This window comes from Adhaeribacter terrigena, assembly GCF_016623615.1.
In the GTDB taxonomy this organism is placed as follows: Bacteria; Bacteroidota; Bacteroidia; order Cytophagales; family Hymenobacteraceae; genus Adhaeribacter_A; species Adhaeribacter_A terrigena.
On record NZ_JAEHFX010000001.1, the window covers coordinates 11,709 to 36,291 of the forward strand.

The 24,583-nt window shown below is 46.8% G+C and carries 19 protein-coding genes and 1 riboswitch; of the genes, 11 read left to right on the top strand and 8 right to left on the bottom strand.

Features of this window, described 5'->3' with window-relative positions:
* The first annotated feature begins 142 nt into the window (after positions 1-142).
* The 3 genes from I5M27_RS00050 to I5M27_RS00060 are packed head-to-tail and all read left to right on the top strand — an operon-like array spanning position 143 to position 5,502.
* On the top strand, positions 143-1,219 hold the full coding sequence (locus I5M27_RS00050) for an NAD(P)/FAD-dependent oxidoreductase (RefSeq protein WP_200503992.1): 1,077 nt from the start codon (positions 143-145) through the stop codon (positions 1,217-1,219).
* A complete protein-coding gene (locus tag I5M27_RS00055; protein ID WP_234462328.1) occupies positions 1,216-4,353 on the top strand; it encodes a BamA/TamA family outer membrane protein in 3,138 nt (1,045 codons plus the stop codon). Before I5M27_RS00050 ends, I5M27_RS00055 begins: the two co-directional genes overlap by 4 nt.
* Positions 4,354-5,502, top strand: coding sequence for a serine hydrolase domain-containing protein (locus I5M27_RS00060; protein WP_200503993.1), 1,149 nt, complete (start codon positions 4,354-4,356; stop codon positions 5,500-5,502). It begins immediately after the preceding gene.
* A gap of 199 nt (positions 5,503-5,701) precedes the next feature.
* Here I5M27_RS00060 and I5M27_RS00065 read toward each other — a convergent pair whose 3' ends face one another.
* Both I5M27_RS00065 and purQ read right to left on the bottom strand, forming a co-directional pair.
* On the bottom strand, positions 5,702-6,763 hold the full coding sequence (locus tag I5M27_RS00065; protein WP_200503994.1) for a hypothetical protein: 1,062 nt from the start codon (positions 6,761-6,763) through the stop codon (positions 5,702-5,704).
* A 595-nt stretch (positions 6,764-7,358) separates the two neighbouring features.
* Complete coding sequence (purQ, locus tag I5M27_RS00070) at positions 7,359-8,051, bottom strand: phosphoribosylformylglycinamidine synthase subunit PurQ (protein ID WP_200504741.1); 693 nt, start codon at positions 8,049-8,051, stop codon at positions 7,359-7,361.
* A gap of 178 nt (positions 8,052-8,229) precedes the next feature.
* On the opposite strand from purQ, the gene I5M27_RS00075 reads away from it, so the two are divergent.
* Positions 8,230-9,111: a YicC/YloC family endoribonuclease gene (locus tag I5M27_RS00075; protein WP_200503995.1), complete on the top strand. Its 882-nt coding sequence runs from the start codon at positions 8,230-8,232 to the stop codon at positions 9,109-9,111.
* 108 nt (positions 9,112-9,219) lie between these two features.
* A complete protein-coding gene (locus I5M27_RS00080) occupies positions 9,220-11,361 on the top strand; it encodes a M43 family zinc metalloprotease (RefSeq protein ID WP_200503996.1) in 2,142 nt (713 codons plus the stop codon).
* A gap of 240 nt (positions 11,362-11,601) precedes the next feature.
* Here the strand turns inward: I5M27_RS00080 and I5M27_RS00085 are convergent, their stop codons facing one another.
* The gene (locus I5M27_RS00085) at positions 11,602-11,898 is read right to left on the bottom strand and encodes a DUF2798 domain-containing protein (protein ID WP_200503997.1); all 297 of its coding nucleotides are present in this window, start codon (positions 11,896-11,898) and stop codon (positions 11,602-11,604) included.
* Positions 11,899-12,102: 204 nt separating this feature from the next.
* Here I5M27_RS00085 and I5M27_RS00090 point away from each other — a divergent pair, with 204 nt between their 5' ends.
* Positions 12,103-12,432, top strand: coding sequence for a hypothetical protein (locus I5M27_RS00090; RefSeq protein ID WP_200503998.1), 330 nt, complete (start codon positions 12,103-12,105; stop codon positions 12,430-12,432).
* Positions 12,433-12,519: 87 nt separating this feature from the next.
* On the opposite strand, the gene I5M27_RS00095 is transcribed toward I5M27_RS00090, so the two are convergent.
* Both I5M27_RS00095 and I5M27_RS00100 read right to left on the bottom strand, forming a co-directional pair.
* Positions 12,520-13,596 (bottom strand): DUF5074 domain-containing protein, encoded by a 1,077-nt coding sequence (locus I5M27_RS00095; RefSeq protein WP_200503999.1) that lies wholly within the window; start codon positions 13,594-13,596, stop codon positions 12,520-12,522.
* Positions 13,597-13,711: 115 nt separating this feature from the next.
* The gene (locus tag I5M27_RS00100) at positions 13,712-15,616 is read right to left on the bottom strand and encodes a TonB-dependent receptor (protein ID WP_200504000.1); all 1,905 of its coding nucleotides are present in this window, start codon (positions 15,614-15,616) and stop codon (positions 13,712-13,714) included.
* A gap of 104 nt (positions 15,617-15,720) precedes the next feature.
* Positions 15,721-15,928, bottom strand: a riboswitch (cobalamin riboswitch).
* A gap of 217 nt (positions 15,929-16,145) precedes the next feature.
* Between I5M27_RS00100 and I5M27_RS00105 the strand changes: the two genes are divergently transcribed.
* Positions 16,146-16,745, top strand: a complete 600-nt coding sequence (locus tag I5M27_RS00105) for a DNA-3-methyladenine glycosylase (RefSeq protein ID WP_200504001.1) — start codon at positions 16,146-16,148, stop codon at positions 16,743-16,745.
* Positions 16,746-17,133: 388 nt separating this feature from the next.
* Here the strand turns inward: I5M27_RS00105 and I5M27_RS00110 are convergent, their stop codons facing one another.
* Positions 17,134-18,324, bottom strand: a complete 1,191-nt coding sequence (locus tag I5M27_RS00110) for a THUMP-like domain-containing protein (RefSeq protein WP_200504002.1) — start codon at positions 18,322-18,324, stop codon at positions 17,134-17,136.
* Positions 18,325-18,335: 11 nt separating this feature from the next.
* A complete protein-coding gene (locus tag I5M27_RS00115; protein WP_200504003.1) occupies positions 18,336-19,502 on the bottom strand; it encodes a hypothetical protein in 1,167 nt (388 codons plus the stop codon).
* A gap of 268 nt (positions 19,503-19,770) precedes the next feature.
* On the opposite strand from I5M27_RS00115, the gene ahcY reads away from it, so the two are divergent.
* The 4 genes from ahcY to I5M27_RS00135 all read left to right on the top strand — a co-directional run bounded on the left by ahcY (position 19,771) and on the right by I5M27_RS00135 (position 23,699).
* Positions 19,771-21,078 (top strand): adenosylhomocysteinase, encoded by a 1,308-nt coding sequence (gene ahcY / locus I5M27_RS00120; RefSeq protein WP_200504004.1) that lies wholly within the window; start codon positions 19,771-19,773, stop codon positions 21,076-21,078.
* 221 nt (positions 21,079-21,299) lie between these two features.
* On the top strand, positions 21,300-22,130 hold the full coding sequence (locus tag I5M27_RS00125; RefSeq protein WP_200504005.1) for a hypothetical protein: 831 nt from the start codon (positions 21,300-21,302) through the stop codon (positions 22,128-22,130).
* A 30-nt stretch (positions 22,131-22,160) separates the two neighbouring features.
* Positions 22,161-23,150, top strand: a complete 990-nt coding sequence (locus I5M27_RS00130; RefSeq protein WP_200504006.1) for a T9SS type A sorting domain-containing protein — start codon at positions 22,161-22,163, stop codon at positions 23,148-23,150.
* A 15-nt stretch (positions 23,151-23,165) separates the two neighbouring features.
* Complete coding sequence (locus I5M27_RS00135; protein WP_200504007.1) at positions 23,166-23,699, top strand: hypothetical protein; 534 nt, start codon at positions 23,166-23,168, stop codon at positions 23,697-23,699.
* A gap of 141 nt (positions 23,700-23,840) precedes the next feature.
* On the opposite strand, the gene I5M27_RS00140 is transcribed toward I5M27_RS00135, so the two are convergent.
* On the bottom strand, positions 23,841-24,581 hold the full coding sequence (locus tag I5M27_RS00140; RefSeq protein WP_200504008.1) for a LytR/AlgR family response regulator transcription factor: 741 nt from the start codon (positions 24,579-24,581) through the stop codon (positions 23,841-23,843).
* Positions 24,582-24,583 lie beyond the last annotated feature (2 nt).

A 24,583-nucleotide genomic window follows, 5' to 3' on the forward strand; every position in this document is an offset into this window, starting at 1 on the left:
TATGCTTTCAGCCTCAAAAAGTAGGAACCCACTCGGTCAAACCTCCTAGGTCTTTTAAAGCTGGGAGGTTTTTCTACTAAACTTTCTTTCCCATAACTCCATATAAATTACCATATATTCAGCGGTTCTTTTAACTTGCCGTATGCTTTACGATTTCCTGGTGGTGGGCCACGGCCTGGCGGGTGCCATTCTAGCGCAAACCTTAGAAAAACGCGGTCACAACGTGCTCGTGTTCGATTTTGAGAAAAATAATTCCGCTTCTAACGTCGCAGCCGGTCTGATCAATCCGGTGGCGGGCAAGCGTTTTGCTAAAAGCTGGCAGGCCGATGTGTTTATTCCTGCCGCCGAAGAATTTTACCGCAACCTCGAAACCGAACTGGGAACCACACTTTACCACCAGAAACCCATCTTAAAGCTTTTTTCGAGCATCGAAGAACAAAATAACTGGATGGGTAAAAGCGCCGAAAACCAGTGGAATGAATACATCGAAGAAACCTACCCATCGCTGCCATTTTCCGAAACCGTAAACCAGGAACTCGGCGGCCTGAAAATTGCCAGAGGCGGGTTTGTAGAGCTCCGGAAAATGCTATCGTTTTTGCGTCAGAAACTCGGAACACAAAATAAAATCCGCTCCGGAACGTTTCAATTCAGCAACTTAAAGCTTACAGAAAACGGCATTCAGTACGAAGATATCCGGGCCCGGCACCTGATCTTTTGCGAAGGCTGGCAGGCGGTCAATAATCCTTACTTTGGCTGGCTGCCCTTCAGCATCAATAAAGGCGAGGTTCTCGATATTTCGGTGCAAAATTTTACTACCGGATGCATCTATAATAAAGGGGTTTACGTTGTGCCATTAGGGGAGGAAAGATGGAAAGTAGGGGCCACGTATAACTGGCGCGAACCAAACGAATTGCCAACCGCAGAAGGCCGAGAAGAATTGCTGGGAAAGGTAAAACAACTGCTTAAAATTCCGGTGGAAGTTACCGGGCACCTGGCAGGAATAAGGCCGGCCACGCGCGACCGCAAACCGCTGATCGGTACGCACCCGGAAGTTTCGCAGCTCAGTATTTTTAACGGCATGGGCTCAAAAGGCGTACTCATGGCGCCGTTTTTAGCCGGGCAGTTTGCCGATGCTTTAGCCGGAAAGAGTGTACTCTGGCCCGAAGTTTCCATAGACCGCTACCGGAAGTTTTTTAATGAAAGCGAGCAAAAAGGATGAAAAATATAAGTAGCCGTTGCCTTGGATTGTTATTGTTTTTGCTGGCCTTCATGGGTTCGCAAACGGCGCAGGCACAGGTGGCCGAAGAAGAATTTGGCCGCAACCGCATCCAGTACAAAGAGTTTAACTGGCAATATTACAGCACGCCCAATTTCGAGGTTTACTTTTATGCCGGCGGCAAAGAGCAGGCCCTGCGCGTAGCCGAATATTCCGAAAAAGAACTCAAGCGCATCACCAATCTCATCGGGTACTATCCGTATTCCAAGATCACGTTGCTGATCTATAATTCCGTTTCTGATCTGCGCCAAAGCAACATCGGCCTGAACGATGACCGTTACCAGACCGGCACCGATGCGCTTTTTCTCAAAAATAAGATCGAAATCCCGTTCGAAGAATCGCAGGTTAATTTTAAAAAGAACATTACCTACCGCCTGAGCCAGCAATTGCTCAACGATATGATGTATGGCGGCAGCCTGAAAGAAGTATTGCAAAGCAGTTATTTGCTCAAGTTGCCGGAGTGGTTCATCAGCGGGGTTTCGGCCTATTTAGCCGAAGGCTGGAGCGTGGAAATGGACGGCTACATGCGCGATATGATAGAACGCACCGGCGGCAAACGCCCCGAAACGATCTTTCTCCGCGATCAGAAAATGGCCGGCCAGTCGGTCTGGAATTACATTGCCGAACGCTACGGCTACACCTCCATTCAGAATATTCTCAACCTTACCCGCATAACCCGCGACATTGAAATAGGGATTTCCAGCAGCCTGAACGTTCCTTATAAAAAATTCATCCGCGATTGGAATACCCATTACCTGCAGATTAACACTTTACCCGATGCCGGTTTAACTGCCCTGACGGCTGACGATCAGGTAAACGGTACCAACTGGCGCGGCCGCAAATTCTCGCAGGTTACTTTCAGCCCCGATGGCAGCCAGCTGGCTTATGTGCAGAACGATGGCGGCCGTTATAAAGTAGTGGTGCGCAACATGGCTACGGGCAAACAAAAAACGGTGCGCCGCGGCGGCTATAAAACCCCGGATCAGAAAGTAAACTATAATTTGCCGCTCGTGGCCTGGCGTACCAAAAACCAGCTAAGCGTTGTGGAAGAAAAGAAAGGCCGGTTAGTGCTGGCTGGCCTGAATTTAGCCGGCGGAAAACCGGCCGTTACCAATCTGAGCCAGTTTTCGGCCGTAAACAGCCTTCGCTATTCCGACGATGGGAAATTGCTGGTAATGAGCGCCGTGAAGAACGGGTATTCCGATCTGTTCCTGTTCAGAAATATGCGCCAGCCCGAACAGATCACCAACGACGTTTTCGATGACCGGCAACCGGTTTTTATGAAAGGCAGCAACACCATTGCCTTTGCCTCTAACCGCTGGCTCGATTCTCTGGGGCCGGTTACGGGCAGCTTCGATAAAACCGTCGATAACTTCGATATCTTCCTGTACTTTCCCGATAAAAATACCTACCGTTTCCGGCAGATCACGTCTACCATTTCTAACGAAACATTTCCGGTAGCGGTAGAGAACGGGTTTTTATACCTGAGTGAAGAAAGTGGCATCAGAAGCGTGCACCGCTACGATTTTGCCGCCGGTTTACAAGGCCGTATTTCCGGTTTCCTGCAAAACATAGAGGCTTACGACTATAATCAGAATACCGGCAACCTGGCGTTTACCGCTACTTCGCGCGCGCGCCAGAATGTTTACCTGGCTAAGAATTTTGCCGGAAACGGTATAGAAAGTGACTTCAAAACGGTGCGCCAGGAAACCCTGGAAGCCCGTAGCCGCCAGCCGATCATTCGCGAAACAGTAAAGAAAATTGTGCCCCAACCCGATACCACTTCGGCTAAACCTAAAAACAACGGCACAATTAATATAAAAGATTACCAGTTCGATACCCAGACGCAGGCCAAAGCGCCGGTGGAAGCGCCCAAAGCGGTGATCAGAACCACGCAGCCGCAACCCGAAGCGCTGCAGATCACCGGCCCGTATAAATATGACCTGCGCTTCGGCATCGATAACCTGGTTTCTTCTATTTACCAGGATAACCTGATGGGTTTTGGTTTGGTAGGTCAGGTAAATATGTCGGACCTGATGGAAGACCACCGCATAAGAGGTGGCGTTTTTGCCGTAACCGATCTGCGCACCAGTAATTTTTACGCCGAATACCAGAACCTGCGCAAACGTTACGATTATAAACTTTCTTACCGCAAGCAAACCATTTTTACGCAGGTAGGCTCTAATTTCTACCGGTATTCGCGCCACGAAGTGAAGCCTACGGTTAGTTACCCGCTTACCCACAGCCTGAGCGTGCGCGGCATTCCGCAGTTTGTAAGTACCCGCCGCACCACCGTAACCGATGTGGCCGCCCGCGATAGCGTGATCGATTTCGGGGGCATGTCAGCCGAGCTGGTGTTCGATAACTCGATTATTACGGGCGTGAATATGTTTGAAGGCACGCGCATGAAAATTGGTATTACCGGCTTGAAAGGGCTGAACAATTCGGCCGAAAACTTCAATAAATTCTATGCCGATCTGCGCCACTACCAGAAAGTGCATAAGCAGATCATTTTTGCCAACCGCGTTAGCTTCGGGGCTTTCTTCGGAAAAGCTGAAAAGCAGTTTCTGCTCGGCGGCATGGATAACTGGCTGTTTGCACCCGGCGACCCGCTCCGCGACAGTTTCGCCGGCATTCCGTCGGCGCCGGATGTGTTCTTCCTGCAATTTGCCACCCCTATGCGCGGTTTCCGGTTTAACGAACGCCAGGGGCCTAAATATTTGCTTTACAACGCCGAACTTCGTGTGCCGATCGTGCAGTATTTATTCCGTTCGCCGGTTTATTCAGGCTTCTTTAATAACCTGCAGCTAACCACCTTCTTCGATGCCGGTACGGCCTACGCAGGCAGCAATCCGTTCAACCGCAATAACTCTTTCAATACCCAGATAAAAGGCGGGAACGGTAACCCGTTCGAAGCAACGGTTATTAACTTCCGGAATCCGTTCCTAATAGGTTATGGTTTTGGCGCGCGCACTACTTTGTTAGGCGTTTACGGCAAACTCGATGTGGCCTGGAGCCAGGAAGACGGTCAGGAGCACGGACCGAGGTTTCACTTTACGATGGGCTACGATTTCTAAATGCAGCGCAAAAACAAACGAATCTTAACAGGTACCATTGCGGCAGTAGCTTTAGGCGCTGCCGCAATTTATTTTTCGGGCAAAACCTACGTTTACCGGGCATTATACTACAATTTTGCCGGCATAGACGATAACCGCATTTTCGAAGAACGCCTTATTCCGGCCGCAGATCCGCAACCCTGGCCTGTGGGCAGCAATTACAACCGCAAACCGCTGCCCGGCGAGTTCAACTACAACCTGCAGGAACTGGAAACGGCGGCTTTTCTGGTGATCTGCCACGATTCTATCCGGCAGGAACATTACTGGAACGGTTACGGGCCGCAATCGAAGACCAATTCTTTTTCGGTAGCCAAAAGCGTGGTGAGCATGCTGGTGGGTGTGGCTTTAAAAGAAGGCAGGATCAAAAGCTTGGATCAGCCCGTTTCGGAGTTTCTGCCGGAATTTAAAAACGGCGGGAAAGAGAAAATTACCATCCGCCATTTACTCGCTATGAGTTCCGGCCTGGATTGGGATGAATCGTACAGCAACCCGCTTTCCATGACCACCGAAGCGTATTACGGCCAAGACCTGAAAGCGCTGATAAACCGGCAGGAAGTAGAAACCGATCCCGGTAAAACGTTTCATTATAAAAGCGGTAATACGCAAATTCTGGCAATGGTTTTAGAAGCGGCCGCCGGTCAGAAGCTTGCCGACTACGCTGCCACGCGCCTTTGGCAACCGCTCGGCGCCGAACAAACCGCCGAATGGAGCCTCGATAAAGAAAACGGTACCGAAAAAGCGTATTGCTGCCTGTATTCCAACGCCCGCGATTTTGCCCGCCTCGGCCAGCTTTACCTCAAAAACGGCATCTGGAAAGGTGATACGATCATCGATCCGGCTTATGTTCAGGAATCGCTTACCCCCACCGGTTTAAAAGACGAACTTACCGGCGCCAAGGGTGATTTCTATGGTTACCACTGGTGGCTTATTCCGAATTATAAAAATTTTAAGGCATTCTACGCCCGCGGCATTTTAGGGCAGTATATTATTGTAATTCCTGAAAAAGAAATGGTAATCGTGCGGCTCGGTGAAAAGCGCGGCCAGAAAAAAGGCATGCACCTGCAGGATGTTTACGATCTGATCGATGCCGGTTTAGGAGTTTGCAAATAAAATACGGTAGGGTTTTGGGTTGAAAAACGCAGTAAAACGGTAGGGTTTTGAGGTTGGAAAAGTATAAAAACGCTATGGTTTTGAGCGTAAAAACTGAAGGTTTAGCAAAAAAAAAACTGTGTCTGGCACAGGTGACGCTTTCGCCTAACACTTGCGCCGGTTAAATTCAAATAGCTTCGGAATGGCTTAAAACCAGCTCTTATCTGGTTTTTGAATAGCTACGATCATCTTCCATGTGTTTCCGGAAAAATTCGACCAGCTCATTATTGATTTTTTTATCGGTTCCGTGGCCCATGTGGGAATAAGTTCTGAAATCGGTTTTTACGTTTTGCTTGCTGTAAATTTCCTGCACAAATTCCCAACGTTGCGGCACGAGTTGTTTGCCCATGAGCGCATATACTTTTTCCCGGTCTTCGGCACTGTAAGCATCATCAAAAGCAACCGCATCGTTTTCGTCTAAGGCACCCATAAACAGCATTTTCGGCAATTGGTTGAAGGCTTTTAAATTTACTTCCCGGCCCGTAATTTTTTTAACGTCAGCAATTCCCAAAGGATAGTTCAGCGGCGTTTCCTTTAATTGGCTAACCGGTAAAATGGGAATGGCATTAATGCCGCCGGCCGCCATCGCTTTTATTTTTTCGGGATGCAGCATGGAAAAACGGTTAGCGAACGTGCCGGATGCCGAAAAGCCGTTCATGAAAAATTTATCTTTTACCGGAAAACCGCGCTGTTTCAGTTGCTTACGCGCATCTTTGATCATGGCCAGTAATTGCAGATCCAGGCGTTTAATGGCGGCATCCTGACTTAGTAACGTTTCGCGATCTAACGCGTGGGTATAAAGCTCCCAGTTCGTTATCGAGCGCGGAAAGATGGGAACAAGCAACGGAATTTGCAGTTTTCTGGAAGTATAATTGCCAACCGAACTTTGCCCGGCGGCATACTGCGCGCCTTTTTCATGAAATTCGATGGAATCGTTCAGGCCGGTATTGGTCGTTTCTACCATCAGATAATGCTGCTCATGGCTTTTTAGTCCTTTCGGCAAATAAAGAAAATACCCGAAATTGAAGCCCGCTTCCGGCCGCGCAGAGAATTTTAGAAGCGTATCGGAGGTTAATTCCGGGCCGCGAAAAGGAAGCTTCTCTGCAGCTTTCGGCCGGTAGGAATTACCATTGAAAAAAATGAAGAATCCGCTCAATAGCAGCAGTATTCGTAAGGGTTTCCAGGAATTACGCATCGTTTGTTGGCTGATTTTAAAATTCATAACTTAGAATTACAGTATTTATTTCCGTTTTATATGGATGCTTTGAATTTCCTGATGGTTGCCTGAAAACAAAAGCGAAGCAACTTATTCAGCTGTTTAGCTAAACAATTGGTGCTTTAAAGACTACTATAGTATCATTCATTTTAAACTTAATAGATAGATAATCTTCGTAGCAAGCAGTGCTGTTGAACTTATTAATAAGGTAAAAAAGACAATCTTTGAAATCTCTCGGAATTTGATCGTTATTGTGTATTGCACCCAGAAAAAGTAAGTCCAGTAAATTTTGGCAAAGAAAGCGACTGAGCTAAAAGTTATTAAAAAAGTAAATGCCAGAATTAGAATCGTTTCAGAAACAACCAGTTTCATGTAATTCAAGCTTATAAAGAAAAGTAAAGCGAGAGAAGAAAAGATAATAATGCGTCCGCAGGTTTTGGTTCCAATAAGTTTAGCGATCAGGCTTTTCATTTTTCAATGTAAACAAAAAAGCGAAGCAACTTCCGCAGCTGCTTCGCTTTTCAATTATAATACTTTTTACGCGTAGAATCCTACCGTTTTTCAGGCTTTACTTTTTCGGCTTAAAACCCTACCGTTTTGCTTACGCTAAAACGCCGGCCAGCAACGATTCGAAGATCGCTTTACCGTCGGTGTTTCCAAGATCGGCATCGGCGGCGCGTTCCGGGTGCGGCATCATGCCAAACACGTTGCGGCCTTCGTTGGTGATTCCGGCAATGTTATCTAAAGAACCATTGCAATCGAATTCCGGGGCAATGATACCGTCGTGCGAGCAATAGCGGAACATAACCTGGTCGTTGTCCTGGATCTTTTTCAGCGTATCAGCATCGGTGTAGAAACGGCCTTCGCCGTGCGCTACCGGAATTTTATAAGCCTTGTTGGTATCTAAAAGTTGGGTAGCCAGCAGGCTGGTGGTTTGCGGTTTTACGTATACGTTCTTGCACAGGAATTTCTGCTCCTGGTTACGCAGCAATGCGCCTGGCAGCAAACCGGCTTCCGTCAGGATCTGGAAACCATTGCAGATACCCATTACGTAACCGCCGCGGTTGGCATGCTGAATTACTTCCTGCATGATGGGCGAGAAACGGGCAATGGCGCCACTGCGCAGATAATCGCCGTACGAGAAACCGCCGGGCAGCATAATAAAATCGCAACCTTGCAGATCGTGGTCTTTGTGCCACAATTTCACTACTTCTTGGTTCATGGTTTTGCTCAGCACGTCTATCACGTCCTGGTCGCAGTTAGAACCCGGGAAAATTACAACTCCAAATTTCATGGCCCAAAGATAGCTAATTTTCAGCGTTTCGTGGTTTTGCTTCGCACTTTTTCTGCCTTTTTTCATAGCGTTTTTCCGGCCTCTTTGCTTTTTCTGAGTTGCCACCCTTTTTCCCGGACGAATAAACGGCAGGCTCCGGAAAAAACTGTATTTTTACCTGTTTTATATTTCTCCAACTATGCTACAATCCATGACCGGTTTTGGCCAGGCGCGCCTCGAAGCCGAAACCTATACGCTTACCGTTGAACTGAAATCGCTGAATTCCAAAAGCCTGGATCTGAGTTTGCGTTTGCCGCGTTTCCTGATGGAAAAAGAACTCGAGATCCGCAACCTGATCAGCAAAAGCCTGATCCGCGGCAAAGTAAACCTGTGCATCGAATTTACCTCCAATAAGGTAGCCAAAGCCAAAAACCGCATTAACCACGAATTGCTGGAAGCTTATTACCGCGATCTGGAAGAAGCAGCCGAAAGAGTTCAGGCCGATAAAAGCGAACTTTTCCGGTTGGCTTTGCAGATGCCCGAGGTAATGCAGGCCGCCGAAAACGGCGAAGAAACCGAATTGCTCACCTGGGAACAGGTGTTGCCGGTGGTACAGGAAGCCATAAAAAACTTCAATAATTTCCGGAACGATGAAGGCAAAGCCCTTACTTCCGAAATTATTTCTTACACCGAGCGCATCCGTATTCTTCTTTCCGAAGTGGAAAAATTCGACCCGGTACGCATCGAAAATATCAAGCAGCGCATTACCATGCACATGGCCGAGCTTACCGGTTCCGAGCAATTCAACCATAACCGCTTTGAACAGGAAATGATCTATTACATAGAGAAGCTCGATATTGCCGAAGAAAAAGTACGTTTACTTAATCATTTACACTATTTCACCGAAACCGTGTACCTGCCGGAACCAACCGGAAAGAAACTGGCGTTCATTGCTCAGGAGATAGGTCGTGAAATTAACACCATCGGTTCTAAAGCCAACGATGCCACGATCCAGCATTTTGTGGTGGAAATGAAAGAGGAGCTCGAAAAAATCAAAGAACAGATCAATAACATTCTTTAATTAATTTTGTATATTTAAAGCCTTGTTGCTGAATTGGTTCCATTGGAATTGTTTTGCGGCCTGTTACGGTTCTGAATTGCGGTTACATCATTTTTAGAAATTGTATTTATGTTGAAAAATTTACTCATTGGTTTGGGTTTGGTGCTGAGTTTCCCAACGGCTTTGCTGGCACAGCGCAATTGCGGCGCCATGGACCATCTTGACAGGCTGGAGCAGCAGAAGCCGGGCACCAAGGCCCGCCTCCTGCAGCTGGATAATCAAATTGCAACGATCCAAAGCCATCAGGGAGCAAACCAGAAAACCAATGCCGTTATTACCATTCCGGTAGTAGTGCACGTAGTTTATCGCACATCTTCGCAGAATATTTCGCAGGCCCAGATCCAGAGCCAGATCGATGTACTGAACGAGGACTTCAACAAACTGAACGCGGACCGGGTTAATACCCCTACGGCGTTCAAGCCACTGGCCGGCGATATGCAGATCCGTTTTGAACTGGCCCAGCGCGACCCTAACGGCGACCCGACTACCGGTATTACCCGCACTCAAACCAGTGCCAGTGGTTTTGGGCTGGACGATGCCATAAAATTTGCCAGCCGCGGCGGCCACGATGCCTGGAACCGAAATAAATATATGAACATTTGGGTTGGTAACCTGGGTGGCGGTCTGCTGGGGTATGCCCAGTTTCCGGGTTCCGGTCCGGCAACTACCGATGGCGTAGTTATTGGCTATAATTATTTTGGCCGTACGGGTACCGTTTCCTCTCCTTTCAATAAAGGCCGCACGGCTACCCACGAAGTAGGCCACTGGCTGGGCCTTTACCACATCTGGGGCGATGAACCAAGCTGTGCCAACGACGATAAAGTAGCCGACACCCCTTTGCAGAAACGTGAAAATTACGGTTGCCCAACCTTTCCGCAGACTACCAGTGCGGGTGGCGCCTGCGCAGCCGGTAGCCCGGGCTCTATGTTCATGAATTATATGGATTATGTAGACGATGGCTGCATGAATATGTTTACCATTGGTCAGGTATCGCGCTCCCGCAGCATTCTGCAAAACGTGCGGCCGGGCATTCTTACCTCAGACGGACACCTGCCGGTAAATATCAAACCGCTCGATGCTTCAATTTTACAGGTAAACTGGCCAAAGGGCGTTTCCTGCGAGCCGAACGTTACTCCCAAAGCCATTCTGAAAAACCAGGGTACTTTGCCTTTAACTGCAGCCACCATCAGCTACCAGGTAGATAACGGCCCGGCCCAGACCTTAAAATGGACGGGAAATCTGAAGATCTATGAATCGGTGGAAGTTGCCCTGCCTGTTTCAACTGTTGGTTTTGGGGCCCATAGCCTTACCGTTTATGTAACTTCGCCGAATGGCGCTGCCGATAACGATCCTTCGAACGATGCCCAGACGGTTAATTTTACAGTTATTGAAAAAACGCCGGGTCTTGCTTTGCCTTTCACCGAAGGTTTTGAAGCCGATGTATTCCCGAAACAAAACTGGGAGCTGAAAAATCCGGATAGCGGTATTACCTGGGAAAGAACCAGCCTTGCCGCCTTCGAAGGACTTCATTCAGCTTACGTCAATAATTATGATTACGAATATGTAGGCGAAACCGATGAACTGCAGATGCCGGCTTTGAACCTGAGCAATGCCGTAGAACCGCAACTTACGTTTAAGCTGGCTTACACAGCTACCAATTTCAGTGCGAATGCCACCGCAGATACGCTGGAAATACTGGCTTCTACCGACTGCGGCGTAACGTTCAAAAGTGTTTACAAGAAAAGCAGCCGTTCACTGGCCACCATCGCCGATCCGGTTGGAACGGCATTTTTCCCGACCGCCAGCCAATGGCGCACCGATACGGTATTGCTGGCAGATTTTACCGGCCAGAAAAATGTGCTGCTGAAATTCCGGAGCATAACCGGTTACGAAAATAATCTTTTCCTCGATGATGTGCGGGTAGCCAGTAAAGTGGAACTGCCTGAGCCTAAATCTGAACTGGTAATGTTCCCGAACCCAACTACCGGCCGCTTAACGCTGCAAATGCCAGGCAATAGCAACGCCGAAGCCCAGGTTGTGATACTCAACAGCATTGGCCAGGAGATCCTCAATGAGAAACTAACGCCGGTGAATGGAAAAATAAAACTGAACCTGGTAGGCAAAGCCGACGGTATTTATTTTATTCACGTAATTTCTGAAGGCAAAACCCATAAGCAGAAATTAGTACTCGATCAAACCAAAACCCGCTAAAACGGTAGGGTGCAGGCATAAAAAAGTCCCGGTTTCAACAGAAGCCGGGACTTTTTTAGTTTGGGATTAATGTTAACTTGTGTGCCGCTTTTTATGCTGAAATGTTTCGAAGAAGGCTACTTTAAAGCTTAAAAACGCTAGGATTTCAACCTGAAAAACTCCGTCAAATTCCTGAAACCGTTTTATCTGCGATCAGAAATGCTATGGTTTGCAGGAAAAAGTGATGAAATGCCAGCCGGTTCAAAACCTTAACCAGCGGTTGGCTACGTAATTTACCAGCGGAATAATGCCCATAACGGTACCGGAGATCAGGAAAAAAAGTACCAGCATGGCACTGAACCAATGTCCGAAAAAGCCATCCGGAAAACCGAAAACGTAAAGCTCCAGCACCAGCGAAACTACAAAGCTGAGAATGAAAATTACCAGAAATGCCCGCTGCCGCTTAGGCGTAAACCACGAAAAAAGGCCTTTGGCCGGTTTTGGGGCCGGTTTTGAAGCGGGTTTCCGGGGGCTGTAACGGGGCGTGTTCTGTTTCATGCGTAATTCCAATTTTACAGCCAGATGCGTAACCGGCCGTTAAAGTGCTGCAAAGATACAGGAATTCCGGTTGCCACAGAAAAGCTTGTAAAGTAGCGGTTTTCGTGAAAGGCAGCGGCCCGGTTTTAACCTTCGCGGCGCATCGTCGTAGAAACGCAGCAGAACGCCGGCTCAGGCAAACATTCACTTAATCTACTTCTAACTATGAACCCATTTTTCCAGATTCTGGCCCCGCGGGCATTCAGCCTTGTTTTTGCAGCTTCGGTAACCGGCCTGGCCGCCTGTAGCACCGGCACCAACCCCGGCGATACCAACGTGGAAGAAGGCAGCTCGAAAAATAAAAATCCCGATATGCGCGATGCATCCGGGAGAAATACCGCGCCTTCAGTAGATACCCACCAGGATACGATAGATGCTTTAATGGATACGGCCAAAGTGAAAAACGACGCTTACGAACGCGCGAAGAAAACGCCGAACCCTGCTTATAAAGACAACAAGGAAAACCCGGAAGACCACACCGGCCACAATCATTAAGCAAAAAACGCTATGCTTTTTAACCGAAAAACCCCGACCTGCCAAAGCAAGCCGGGGTTTTTTATTGGTATTTCAGTTTTCCGGAAATTATCTGAACAAGAAATTATTCGGCCCAATAGCCACCGTAAAAGAATCTAAAGCTGCGCCGCTGGTATTATAACGGATCACTTTGCCGTTGGCCGAAAAACTGGTAGTAACCGCGCCGTAAATGGTGTTGGTAGCCGGATCGATGCCTACCCCGCTGAAATTCCGGTTGATGAACGTAGTAGTTGGCAAAGCAGAAGCCGAAGTTTCCATCTGGTAGAATTTATTTTCGGCGTTGTAGTAAAGTTTGGTTTTAGCGGTATTCATGGCCAGGTTGCCCGGCATATCGGCTTTGGAAGTGAACGTGAACGTGTTTTCTACCGCGTTGCCATTGATTTTTACCAGGCTGCCGGCCGTGCTCGCGTTCAGGTCCAGGGCATAATCAGGCGCGCCGCCGTACACTTTTTTGCCGCCGCAAAGCACCCAGAGGTTGCTGGCCGCATCCACGGCCAGGCTGTTCGGACTGTCGCCAACTACCAGCGTATTTTCTACTGCATCGGTAGCGGTATTGATCACCGAAACGGTGTTTTCACCATTGTTTACCACGTACAACTTATTATTAAGCAAAAGCACTTTTTCGGGCAGCTGGCCTACCGTTATGGTTTTAGAAACCGTATTGCTGGCCAGGTCTATCACCGATACGCGTCCGTTCACGCCATAACTTACCCATTCGGTTACGTAAAGCTTATTGTTCAGGCCTACGGCGTAGCGCGGCATTTTAAGCCCGTTGATCGAGCCGGCTTCCTTAAACGTACCGGCATCGGCGATCTCAATTTTTTCGGAGTTGTTCACCACTACATAAGCTTTGCCGTTATGCACCGTCATCGACTGCACCACGTCGCCGAGCGGCCGGTTATTTTTTGTCATAAAAATGTCGCGCTCCACTTCGTTATTCTGTTTGTTGATGAAGCTTACCGCGCCGTTGCCTTTCTGGAACTGCCCTTCATTGGTTACAAAAACACCGTTCTCGAAGGTGCGCGGCGCTTCAGGTTTGTCGTCTTCTTTCGAGCAACCGGTAAAGAAAACTCCGGCACTTAAAAACAGCGCACTGAAAGCAATGGAAGTAATTTGTTTTTTCATAAAATGGTAGGAAAATGAGGTTTAAAAGTGTGAATTGGGTGAGCGTTTATTGAATGATTGCGTAATAAAATGATTGAATTATTGATTGCGTGAATGATTGAATTATGGGTTGGTTTTAATTCAGTTCGAAGCGCAGACTCAGGTTATAGTTCCGGCCGGGCCGGGCGTAGTACTGCAGGTTCTGGTAAACGGTATTTGTGAGGTTGTTTATCTGGCCGATAACCTGGAACCGGCATTTGCCCGCCTGGAGCGCTTTGCTGCCCGAAACGTTAAAAAGCATATAAGCCGGCAAGGCAATTTCGTTTTCGGCGTCGGCAAAACGTTCGCCGGTAAATGAGCCGTTCAGGTTCAGGAACCAGGTTTTATAACCCAAACCAGCCAGCGCCGAAGCCGTATGCAGCGGCGTGTAAACCAGTTGCCTGTTCAGCGGTTCGTCTGAAATGAGATAAGTGGCTTTCTGCACCGATCTGGTATAAGCATAATTGCCGTTCAGCTTCAGGTGCCAGTCAGAAAAATGGTAGGTTATTTTGCCTGAAAACTCGAGGCCGCCGGCGTGTACCTTTTTCAGATTGACCGGTACCCACTTTGATGCATCCTTTGCCGACGGCAACCATTGGATCCAATCGTCTACCCGCAGCGCGTAAACCGTAAGTTCAGTTTCAGTGGTTAATTGATTCTGGGTAAACTGATGAACCAGGCCGGTTTCATAGTTCCAGCTTTCTTCAGGCTTCAGGTTTTCGTTTCCGGGTGGCCAGTAACGGTCGTTCAAGGTTGGTACACGGTAGCCACGCGTAATATTTCCTTTCCAGCTAAGTGTATTTTTAGCCCGATTCAGAAATGCATAACTGAGCCCGAAAGTTGGTGCCGGTGGCGGATTAAATCCTTGCACAAAAGCCTGCCGCCAGTTCAGGTTCAGGTGCAGGGTTTCAAACAGATCGTAGCGCAGTAAAGCAAAAACAGAATTCCGCCATTCATTTACCGGTTGGGAATAACCATCTACTTTCCCCGCAAAATACTGGGCATGGGCACCTAGGTTTATATTCAGTTTTTCCCGGAAAATAAAAGCCTGTTCCGCCTGTATCTGATAGGTTTTAATATCCGTGTCGGCTGGTTGCAGGTTGTCGTCCTGGTACTGCATAAAGTCATGGAAGTAAGCGGCTTTTAAAGAGGTATTCCCCCAGCCGGAGCGGTAATTCCATTCGGCCATGCTGCGTAGATTCCGGTTCTGGTTCCGGGCGTGGGTATTGGCGGCTATCATGCCAGGCTGGGCCTGGAAATTGCTGCTGGTAAACCAGTTCCGGAAAAAGAACCTGCTATTATCAGTTGCTTTCCAGGAAGCATTAGCTGTAAAGCCAGCTTGTTCAGTAGCAGCATTTTCCTGTTTTTCCGCCGGTTTTCCGAATTTGAAGGTGTTAATAAAGGGGAAGTTGTTTTTAGCTTCCGTCCGGAAAATAGAAGCATCTACGTTAGCTTTCTTAAAACCATAACTGCCGCCAATCTGGGTGAAATAACGTCCGAAGCTGCCAAAATCCTGCTGGACGTTTAAGCTTAAGCCGGGTTTTATATCCGTATTTGAAGAAAGTAAAACGGCCCCGCCAATGGCTGAAGATCCAAAATTAGAACCTGCCGAACCATGCTGCAAATGAATGCTCCCAAGTGAATTGGCGGGAATAATTGAAAAATCGGTTTGCCCTAACGCAGGCAGGTTAATATTAAAACCGTTCCAGAGTACGGCGGTCTGGCTGGCAGTTGTTCCCCGGAAAGAAACCGAAGCAATGCCATAAGATTTTATGTAAACTGCGGTAGCATTTTGTAAAATATCTGCCAATGAACCTGCATTGTTGTTTTTCAGGAAAGCAGAATCGATAGGGGTGTGGCGGCTGCCGGCGGCAAAAACTTCCGGTTTGCGGGCCACAATTTCCACTTCGCGCAGCTTGCGGCCGCCCAGAGAATCGGCTTGCTGGGCAAAGGCCGGCAAAACCCCGCAGAAAAGTAAACTTAAAAAACTAACGCACCGCATTTCTCCAGCCAGAAATTAGCCGGGAACTCAGAGGTGCTGCAAATGAATTAAACAGGAAATTTAACTGCATGAACCGCTACGCTTTTTACCCGAAAGCATGAAACATTTATTAACCGGAACAGGCAGGTCTCCTGGCTCTCTTCATCAGCTTTGGCCTTCCCACCTGGTTTGCTTGCAGGCAGTGGCTTGTGCGGTAAAACTGATTTTAATCGAAGATCACAGTTGCGGGAACAGCACAGGTATTACACCTGTTTCCCTTTTAAGACGTTTCTTGCGGCAGCAAGATCCATCACCCAATCCGGAGGCAAAGGTATTTAAAATTATTGAATGAGCGAATGATTGAATGTGAGAATTAGAGATTGGGAGAATTGGAGATTGAGAAAATTAGAAAATGTAGAAGTGAGGACTATGTTTGCAACGGTATGGTTTTGGTTATAAAAACTCAACGTATTAAAGTCCGTTCAAGAGAACTGTTTACAAACTTTTAATTCAATCATTCACCAATTCCCTTATTCAATCATTCCATTTCATGAAGCTTCCCCAAGAATTTTACCTGCGCCCAAACGTAGTACAGATAAGCCGCGACCTGCTAGGGAAATTCCTGTACACCAACATAGACGGCATTTTAACCGGCGGCATGATCGTGGAAACCGAAGCTTATTCCGGCGAAAACGATAAAGCCTGCCACGCGCACCTGGGCCGCCGCACCAATCGCACCGAGATCATGTATGCCGAAGGCGGCGTGGCTTATGTGTACCTGATCTACGGCATTTACAACCTTTTCAATATCATTACCAACGTGCAGGACAAAGCCGATGCGGTTTTAATACGAGCCATAGAACCCACTGAAGGCCTGAAAGAAATGCAGCTCCGCCGGAATTTGTCCAGGATACAACCCAATTTAACAGCCGGCCCCGGCTTACTCACCCAGGCTTTAGGCATCACGCGCAACCATTACGGCGCCGATTTAAACGGAAACCAGATCTGGATAGAAGACCAGGGCCTTGTAATTCCGGAAAGCGAAGTGTTGGAAAGCCCCAGGGTAGGAGTAGCCTACGCCGAAGATCACGCACTTTTGCCCTGGCGCTTCCGGATAAAAGGAAATAAATGGACCAGTAAAGCGAAGTGAAATTGTTGAATGGTTAAATGGTTAAATGGTTGAATGGTTTAATTGCTAAATTGCTAAATGGTTGAATGGTTGGAAAAACTGGAATAACCTGAAGCTCCTTCCTCCGACATTGCTGGCAATGCTAGCACTACTGGTATTTAGCCAAAACTTCGTTTTGCTGACATAAAAAGTAACGTTTCGTTGAACACTTGCGCTAGCTTGGTTACTAATAGGCACCTGAAAAACGCTATCATTTCTGTCCCAAAAACTAAAAACCTGTGAGACTTTCAGAAACTTCACAGGTTTTGCCGCTTAAAACGGTAGCGTTTCGTCCTAACCATTCAATGATTCCCAATTAGCAATCAACAATTAAACCATTTAACCATTTAGCAATTTAGCAATTCAACAATCACCCCGCCTTTTCGCAAATTAAAACTACCGGCTGCTGGTGCATATCCGTTGTGGCAAACAAATACAGATCGCCGCCTTCTTTCAAACCGGTTTTTTGCCGGATCTGCGCTACCGTTTCCGGGAAATTACGGACCGTGATGTTGGCTTTTTTTTCAGAAATTAAACCTTGCAGCACTTTTTTGTTGTATTTCGCTACCGTTTTTAACCTGAAACTCCGGCCGGGAAAATCTGCAACCAGGTTTTCGGAAGTGTATAAATGCGAGTTGCGGTGCAGTTTTTTTAAGCCGAAACGATCGGCAATTTGCCGGAACGCGCCGGCTTTCATGATGGCGGCATTCGGTTCGTAAATAAATTCCAGCGGTTCGGAATAACGTACTTCGGCGCTTTCTTCGTTATTTTTCCGGAAAGAAAAGCTGGCGGTTTCAGTTTTCGGGTTCAGGTTTACGGCGGTAATTTCCGGGTCCGGGTTTTCGGTTTGCCCGATCTGGTAGAGCACTTCCTTGCATTCGTTTTCTACGGCAATTACCCAGAGCCTTTCTACGTTTTTAAGTTGCTGCACGGCGCGGTCAATATCCAGCATGGGGCTGGTTTTTAGCAACACGCTACGGCTTTTGGCCAGTAAAGCCGGGAGCATCTGCAGCACATCGGGTTCGCAATCTTCCAGCAAATGTACTTTCTGATTAGCCGCGCCGCGCCGGGCCGGGTCGAGGTAAATTACATCAGCGGTTTGTTTAAGATTTTCCAGAAAAACGGTAGCGTTCTGGGCCAGAAAAGTCACGTTTTTCACCCCGAGTTTTTCAAAGTTAAAGGCTACCGTTTCGCTTAGCGTTTCGTTTTGTTCCACGTGGTAAACCTGCCTGAATTGCTGCGCAAAATAAAAAACATCTACCCCAAAACCACCCGTCAGGTCCACCAATATTTCGCCGGAAACCAGCCTGGCTTTGAATTGCGCGGTCAGTTCCGAAGAAGCCTGTTCTACCGAAAGATTAGCCGGGAAAATAAGATCGAAGTTTTCGGCCCAGCCTGGGAGTTTGGTTTTAGCTTTTTGCCGCGCCTGGATCTGCTGCACCAGTTCGGCTACCGGCAAACCCGGAAAGCGTTTGGCCTGCAGCATTAAACCGGCCGGATCGGCCGCTTTGTTTTGTTCCAGAAAGGCGCGGGCTTCCGCCGAAAAAGGTTGTAAAGCCATGAAATGAATGATTAGCGCAATTGCCAGTTCAGTGTAAGGCCAGGCACTACTTTGCGGTTATAAAAAGTGCCAAAACCAAAGCCCGAAGGTTTTAATTTATAAAAGCCGCTGTTATTATTAATGGTAGCAAAAGCGTTGTATTCGTCTATGGCGCGGAGCATGTGCTGGTTGGTGTTGCGCAGAATTAAAACGTTAACCAGCAAACTGCCGGCCGCAATGCCCAGGTACACTTTCTGGCGGTCGTTGAAATAAACGTAGCCTTCGTCCTGCAAAACTTCGTTGGCATACAGAATTACCGCCGAAACAAAAACGGCGCGTTCGGCCAGGTAACCAATCTTATAATTCCGGTACTTATTGAGTTCCTGTAAGGCTTCTGGGCTGGCTGCAATATCTTTGCGGAGATGCTGCCCGAAAAAGCCGGCATTTTTTTCGCGCTGGTCGGCGCCTAAATAGTAGTAAAAATTGCGGGTCGGGCCGCCGTTTCCGCGTTGTACATCTTCGGCAGTGCGGGAAATTAACGGGTAAGCCAGGGGTTTAGCGGGTTTTGCGGGCGAAGTTTGGGTACCGGCTGGTAAGGTTTGCGGATTAGGTTCGGTGGTTAAAACCGGTTTTAACAGGGTAATATCCGGCCCTTTTTCAAAATAATTGGGTCCGTACTGTTTGGTGGCCTGGATAAAATTCTGGATCAGTTTTTCGTACGTTTCGGCCTGCAGCACAAACGCTTTCTGGTTGGGCGAAGTAAGCGTTACGCGGCGGTTAAAAGCCGTATGCGTGAGCACGTAAGAGCCCACCGCGCCGGTGCCTTTTATATCAGTAATATCCAGCAGCAGCAGGTTTTCTATTTTCAGGCTGTCGTACTGCCGGAGTAACAGGCGTTTTTTAGCGGGTTGCAGCAGCACATTTTTATCGGCGAAATGCAGCATCTGGATGCCCAGGCGCTGGTTGTCGGTAAGAAGTTGGGTGCTGAACTTGCTAATGATCCGGGCATCTTCTTCGGAAGTGGTTTCTACGTTACTGGCATAACCAATTAAAACGGCGGTGCGGGCAGAAAATAAATTTTCAGGCAGGTCGCGCACAAATTTAAGTTGCATGTTGGTTTGGGCCTGAACGGCAGCCGGAACGGTAAATAAAAGAGCAAACAACAGGAAGAGAAGGATTGGCGAGAGCGGTTTTTTCATAGGATCAGGTTTGCGGCTGGTAAAATTAGTGAAAGTTTCATAAGGAATTCTGGCTGGCAAGACCAATTAATAAGGTCACTGGTTGCCTGGCCGACAGTTTTTTTAGCAAAACCATAGCGTTTTGCAGGTTATGGTAGTTTTTCAGCCCGAAACCATAGCGTTTTTACGCAGATTCCCGGAGAAAGGGAATTAAATCAGATTAAAAGGTATTTAGAAACAAATTGATTAATTTTGTGTTTTGATTCCGAAATATTTAAATTCTGAAATAATGGTAGAGACTTTTGTTCCTTACAAAGTAAAAGACATGTCGCTGGCTGAGTGGGGCCGCAAAGAAATAAAGCTGGCCGAGGCTGAAATGCCGGGCTTAATGGCGATCCGCGAAGAGTTTGGTGCTTCGCAGCCACTGAAAGGTGCGCGCATTGCTGGTTGCTTACACATGACTATCCAGACGGCGGTTTTAATTGAGACGCTGACGGCGCTTGGTGCTGACGTTACCTGGTCTTCGTGCAATATTTTCTCTACGCAGGATCACGCTGCTGCTGCCATTGCGGCCGCCGGCATTCCGGTTTACGCCTGGAAAGGCATGAACGCTGAAGAGTTTGACTGGTGCATCGAGCAAACCTTATTTTTCGGTGAAGACCGCCAGCCGCTGAACATGATCCTGGACGATGGTGGTGATTTGACCAACATGGTTTTCGATAAATATCCGCAGTTGGTGGAAGGCATTAAAGGCCTTTCGGAAGAAACCACTACCGGCGTGCACCGCTTATATGAGCGCATGAAAAACGGTACCCTGGTTATGCCGGCCATTAACGTAAACGACTCGGTTACCAAATCGAAATTCGACAACAAATACGGCTGTAAAGAATCGCTGGTAGACGCCATCCGCCGCGCAACCGACGTAATGATGGCTGGTAAAGTAGCCGTAGTAGGCGGTTACGGCGACGTTGGGAAAGGTTCGGCTGCTTCTTTACGTGGTGCCGGTGCCCGCGTAATTGTTACCGAAATTGACCCGATCTGTGCGCTGCAGGCTGCTATGGATGGTTATGCGGTAAAGAAAATGGCCGATGCTATTAAAGAAGCCGATATCGTGGTAACTGCTACCGGTAACTGCAACATCATTACCGGCGATCATTTCCGCGCCATGAAAGACAAAACCATCGTGTGTAATATCGGTCACTTCGATAACGAGATCGATATGGCCTGGCTGAACGAAACCTACGGCCATACCAAAGACACCGTAAAACCGCAGGTAGATCTTTACAACGTAGAAGGCAACGACATCATCATCCTGGCCGAAGGCCGTCTGGTGAACTTAGGTTGCGCTACCGGTCACCCGTCTTTCGTAATGTCTAACTCCTTCTCCAACCAGGTTTTAGCCCAGATCGAACTTTGGACCAACGCCGATCAGTACGAAAATAAAGTGTACACCCTGCCGAAACACTTAGACGAGAAAGTTGCCCGTTTACACTTAGCTAAAATTGGCGTAGTGCTGGAAGAGCTGACCGACGAGCAGGCTGCTTACATTGGCGTTGAGAAACAAGGCCCTTACAAAACTGATCTGTACCGTTACTAAGCTTTAGAAAACGGTATTGTTTTAAGCATAAAAAGTCCTGCCGGAGCATTCCGGCAGGACTTTTTGCTTTTATTGAAAATGAAGTTACAACAAAGATTGTTTTATATTTTGTAATATCTATATTGCAAATATAATTGAAGATAAACGCGGGATTTTCTATTGGATTAATTTTTTCTCACCTTTAAAATTAACACAATGCAAAAAAAACTATCCCATTATTCTTGCAGGCTTTTAGGAGCGTAAAACGTCCGAAAGCAAAACTTGTCATTTTATCGTTTGTGCTTTTAACGTTATTTAGCAGGGTAGCCAACGCCCAGAACGAAAGCATTTTAAAGCATTTGAGCATTAAGGCTGAAAATCTGAACACTACGCAGCGTGGGCGTTTAGAAAAGCTTAATAACCACAACATCTATAAAAGCATCCATTTTGTAGAAACCCAGGACCCAGAACTTGTGCAGGATAATGGCTTGCTTAAACTAGAGCTTCCTTACATTGCCTGCCCGGATTTACATTTTGCCGTTGCCAACGTAGAAAAAACAAATGAAAATAATTACCAATGGTACGGACAAACGGTAGAAAAACCGGATTATGAAACAGATAGCCTTTGCGGCTCAGGCTCATTAACCATAATGAAAAATAATGGCTTGATTATCGGCCACATAACCCTGGAAAACCGTAGCTTTGAACTCTACGACCTGACTGGAGGCGTACAGGCGCTCTGCGAAACCGATCTAAGCTTATTTACTGCGGAAGAGTGCGCCGCCGATATGGATGCCGATAGCATTGCTTATCGTACTAATGGCTCCGACCCTTGCGAGGTAGCTACTACAAAAGTTTTAGTTTTATACACTCCGGCTGCCTTAAACTACGAAACTGATATTACCGGTAAAGCCAACTTAGCCATTAGCCAGCTTAATAACATATGGGCAAATAGCGGCATTAATAATAGTCTGTATATTGCCTCCATTCAGCCATTAAGCTTTACGGAAGGCACAAATGGAATAATGGCTGATGTGATTCAACTATCTAACAATACTACCGCCCAGAATTAGCGGGCAATCCATAAGGCTGAAATTGTGGTCTTGTTGACTGCGCCGGGCTATAACGCTTATGGAGTAGTAAAAGATATAGGCGGGGCATTTGCTGATTCTTACGCTATTGTAGATATTACAGCAGCTACCACAGGCCGTTTTACCTTTGCGCATGAAATCACCCATTTATACGGTGGCAGACATAATACTGACCCTGACCCTGGAAATGCACATGGTGCTGTATTTAGGACAGGAGATGTTTTAGGCTTTTTTGGGACAAAGCGTTATACATTAATGGCTGTAGGAGGTGATTCTAGAATAGAACATGTGTCGAACCCGGATGTAAAATATAAAAAGAAAGCAACTGGTAATACCAATCATAATAATGCTCAAAAAGTAAATGATTTAAAATATCATATAGCCAGTTTTTACCCGGAACCGCCAAAGTCTTTTCAGGCTTCTGCCTCTGTGTACTATTACTTAAATTCTTGCCAAAGCGAAGGCGTGGTTAAGGCAGCTGTGCAATGCGGGCTAGGGCCTTACCAATACCAATGGTATTCCAGCCAGGATGGCTATAACTGGATGCCTAAAGGAACCAGCAGTGCAGAACCTTTCTCGGTGCCAGCAAACAGCGCCAACCGCAAGTTCTATTTTATGAAAGTGGTAGTAACTGATGCTAATAATCACACTGTCACTTCAAAAGTAAGCTTCCGGTATTTCTGTATTGCTCCTCCTGATCCAGACCTGAATCGTCGTGCCCAAACGTTGCAGCAAAACCCTATTGCCGAAAATATCAGCATTTTCCCAAATCCGAACAGCGGAAAATTTACGATAACCTTACCGGAAAGTGTAACAGGTTTTACTAATATACTGTTAAAAGACCTGAGCGGAAAAACTGTTGTGAATCTTTATGAAGGTGCAATAGATGAAAAAACGAAGCAGTTAAACCTGGATAGCAAAAACCGCCATCTGCGTGGTTTATATCTATTGCAGATTGAAACGGCGGGCATAACCCTGCATCGTAAAATAATGTTAGAATAACTAAGGTAAAGATTTATGAAAAATTTATTTATAATACTCTTTACCTTCCTTTTCTTTGGGTGTTCAAAAGAGAAAAATCAACCGATAGAAGGTTCGTTAACCTGTAAACTCAATGGTACATATTGGACTGGAAAGATTAAAGGCTCAAATAGAGGGGCTAAATTTGGTTTTGTGTGCCAAAAGTTAAAAATAATTGATGGAAAAGAGGTGCCTTGGCAGGATCTTGGATTCGGTGCAGTAAATAAAAATGTTAATACTCAACGCTTATATGAGGCAAATCAGCTAGTTAATGAACATCCTGATATCGCCAGTACTTATGCAACCTTTAATACTGCTCAAGATGATGGCGATGTAGTTTGTGATATCTACAAATTGATAGAAGCTGATTCACTAACCAACTATATCCGCATTACCAAAGAAACTGGTAATTACAAAGAAGTTTGGGGCGAGTTCAGCGTAAACTTTGTAAGAACGCGCGGCTGCACAGAAAGCACCTTGCCCGATACGCTTAGAATCAGGGATGGACAGTTTCATGTAGTACTGGAATAAAAACGCTATCGTTTTAACCTAAAAAAGTCCCGTTGGTTTATACCGGCAGGACTTTTTACTTTTTAAAGCGCTGATAACGCTATACTTTCAGGCTAAAAAACTGCTACCCAAGTCAAGGGTTTTTCTGGTGCAAGTGTTCAGCTAAATAATATTAAATTTCGCCATTAATTCCTTCCGGAAAGATTTTCCGATCGGGATCGATTTTTCGGTGATGATAAGCGAATTTTCTTCAAAAGCATCTACCTTTTCCAGGTTTACGATGTAAGACCGGTGCGTGCGCACAAAGTTTTTGGAAGGCAGCTTGGTTTCCATTTCCTTCAGCGTGGAGCTTATTAAATATTTATGGCCCGGCGTAATAATAAAGGAATAGTTGTCGTAAGCTTCCACCCACAAAATATCTTTCAGCGCAATCTTCACCATGCGGTGCTTTACTTTTACAAATAAATATTCATTCGTAAAAGCGCTGTCAGAAACCGGGGTGGCGGTTTTGGGTTCTACACGTTCTTTGTCGCGGTTATGCTTGTAAAGTGCAATTTCTATGGCCGAACGCAGGTCTTTGTCGTCGAAAGGTTTTACAATAAAGCCGTAGGGTTCGGTGGTTTTTGCCCGGTCTATAGTAGCCTTGTCGGCGTATGCGGTCAGGAAAATGAACGGGATATCAAATTCCTGTTTTATCTGAGCCGCCAGTTCCACGCCATCTATGTCGCCTTTCAGGTGAATATCGAGCAGGAGCAGGTCCGGTTGGGTTTCGCGGATAATTTCTATTAAATGGTCGCCGGAGTCTATTGCACAAATATTATAACCCAGCTCTTCGAGGCAGGAAGCAATATCTTCAGCAATAATTATTTCGTCTTCAGCAATAAGGATTTTAGGTGTAGCCATTT

Excerpts from the sequence above, each read along its gene's own strand:
- I5M27_RS00100 (WP_200504000.1), bottom strand. The coding sequence starts at position 15,616 with ATGCGGTGCGTTAGTTTTTTAAGTTTACTTTTCTGCGGGGTTTTGCCG.
- I5M27_RS00105 (WP_200504001.1), top strand. The coding sequence starts at position 16,146 with ATGAAGCTTCCCCAAGAATTTTACCTGCGCCCAAACGTAGTACAGATA.
- I5M27_RS00110 (WP_200504002.1), bottom strand. The coding sequence starts at position 18,324 with ATGGCTTTACAACCTTTTTCGGCGGAAGCCCGCGCCTTTCTGGAACAA.
- I5M27_RS00065 (WP_200503994.1), bottom strand. The coding sequence starts at position 6,763 with ATGAATTTTAAAATCAGCCAACAAACGATGCGTAATTCCTGGAAACCC.
- I5M27_RS00140 (WP_200504008.1), bottom strand. The coding sequence starts at position 24,581 with ATGGCTACACCTAAAATCCTTATTGCTGAAGACGAAATAATTATTGCT.
- ahcY (WP_200504004.1), top strand. The coding sequence starts at position 19,771 with ATGGTAGAGACTTTTGTTCCTTACAAAGTAAAAGACATGTCGCTGGCT.
- I5M27_RS00085 (WP_200503997.1), bottom strand. The coding sequence starts at position 11,898 with ATGAAACAGAACACGCCCCGTTACAGCCCCCGGAAACCCGCTTCAAAA.
- I5M27_RS00095 (WP_200503999.1), bottom strand. The coding sequence starts at position 13,596 with ATGAAAAAACAAATTACTTCCATTGCTTTCAGTGCGCTGTTTTTAAGT.
- I5M27_RS00060 (WP_200503993.1), top strand. The coding sequence starts at position 4,354 with ATGCAGCGCAAAAACAAACGAATCTTAACAGGTACCATTGCGGCAGTA.
- I5M27_RS00090 (WP_200503998.1), top strand. The coding sequence starts at position 12,103 with ATGAACCCATTTTTCCAGATTCTGGCCCCGCGGGCATTCAGCCTTGTT.
- I5M27_RS00135 (WP_200504007.1), top strand. The coding sequence starts at position 23,166 with ATGAAAAATTTATTTATAATACTCTTTACCTTCCTTTTCTTTGGGTGT.
- purQ (WP_200504741.1), bottom strand. The coding sequence starts at position 8,051 with ATGAAATTTGGAGTTGTAATTTTCCCGGGTTCTAACTGCGACCAGGAC.
- I5M27_RS00055 (WP_234462328.1), top strand. The coding sequence starts at position 1,216 with ATGAAAAATATAAGTAGCCGTTGCCTTGGATTGTTATTGTTTTTGCTG.
- I5M27_RS00075 (WP_200503995.1), top strand. The coding sequence starts at position 8,230 with ATGCTACAATCCATGACCGGTTTTGGCCAGGCGCGCCTCGAAGCCGAA.
- I5M27_RS00115 (WP_200504003.1), bottom strand. The coding sequence starts at position 19,502 with ATGAAAAAACCGCTCTCGCCAATCCTTCTCTTCCTGTTGTTTGCTCTT.
- I5M27_RS00050 (WP_200503992.1), top strand. The coding sequence starts at position 143 with ATGCTTTACGATTTCCTGGTGGTGGGCCACGGCCTGGCGGGTGCCATT.
- I5M27_RS00080 (WP_200503996.1), top strand. The coding sequence starts at position 9,220 with ATGTTGAAAAATTTACTCATTGGTTTGGGTTTGGTGCTGAGTTTCCCA.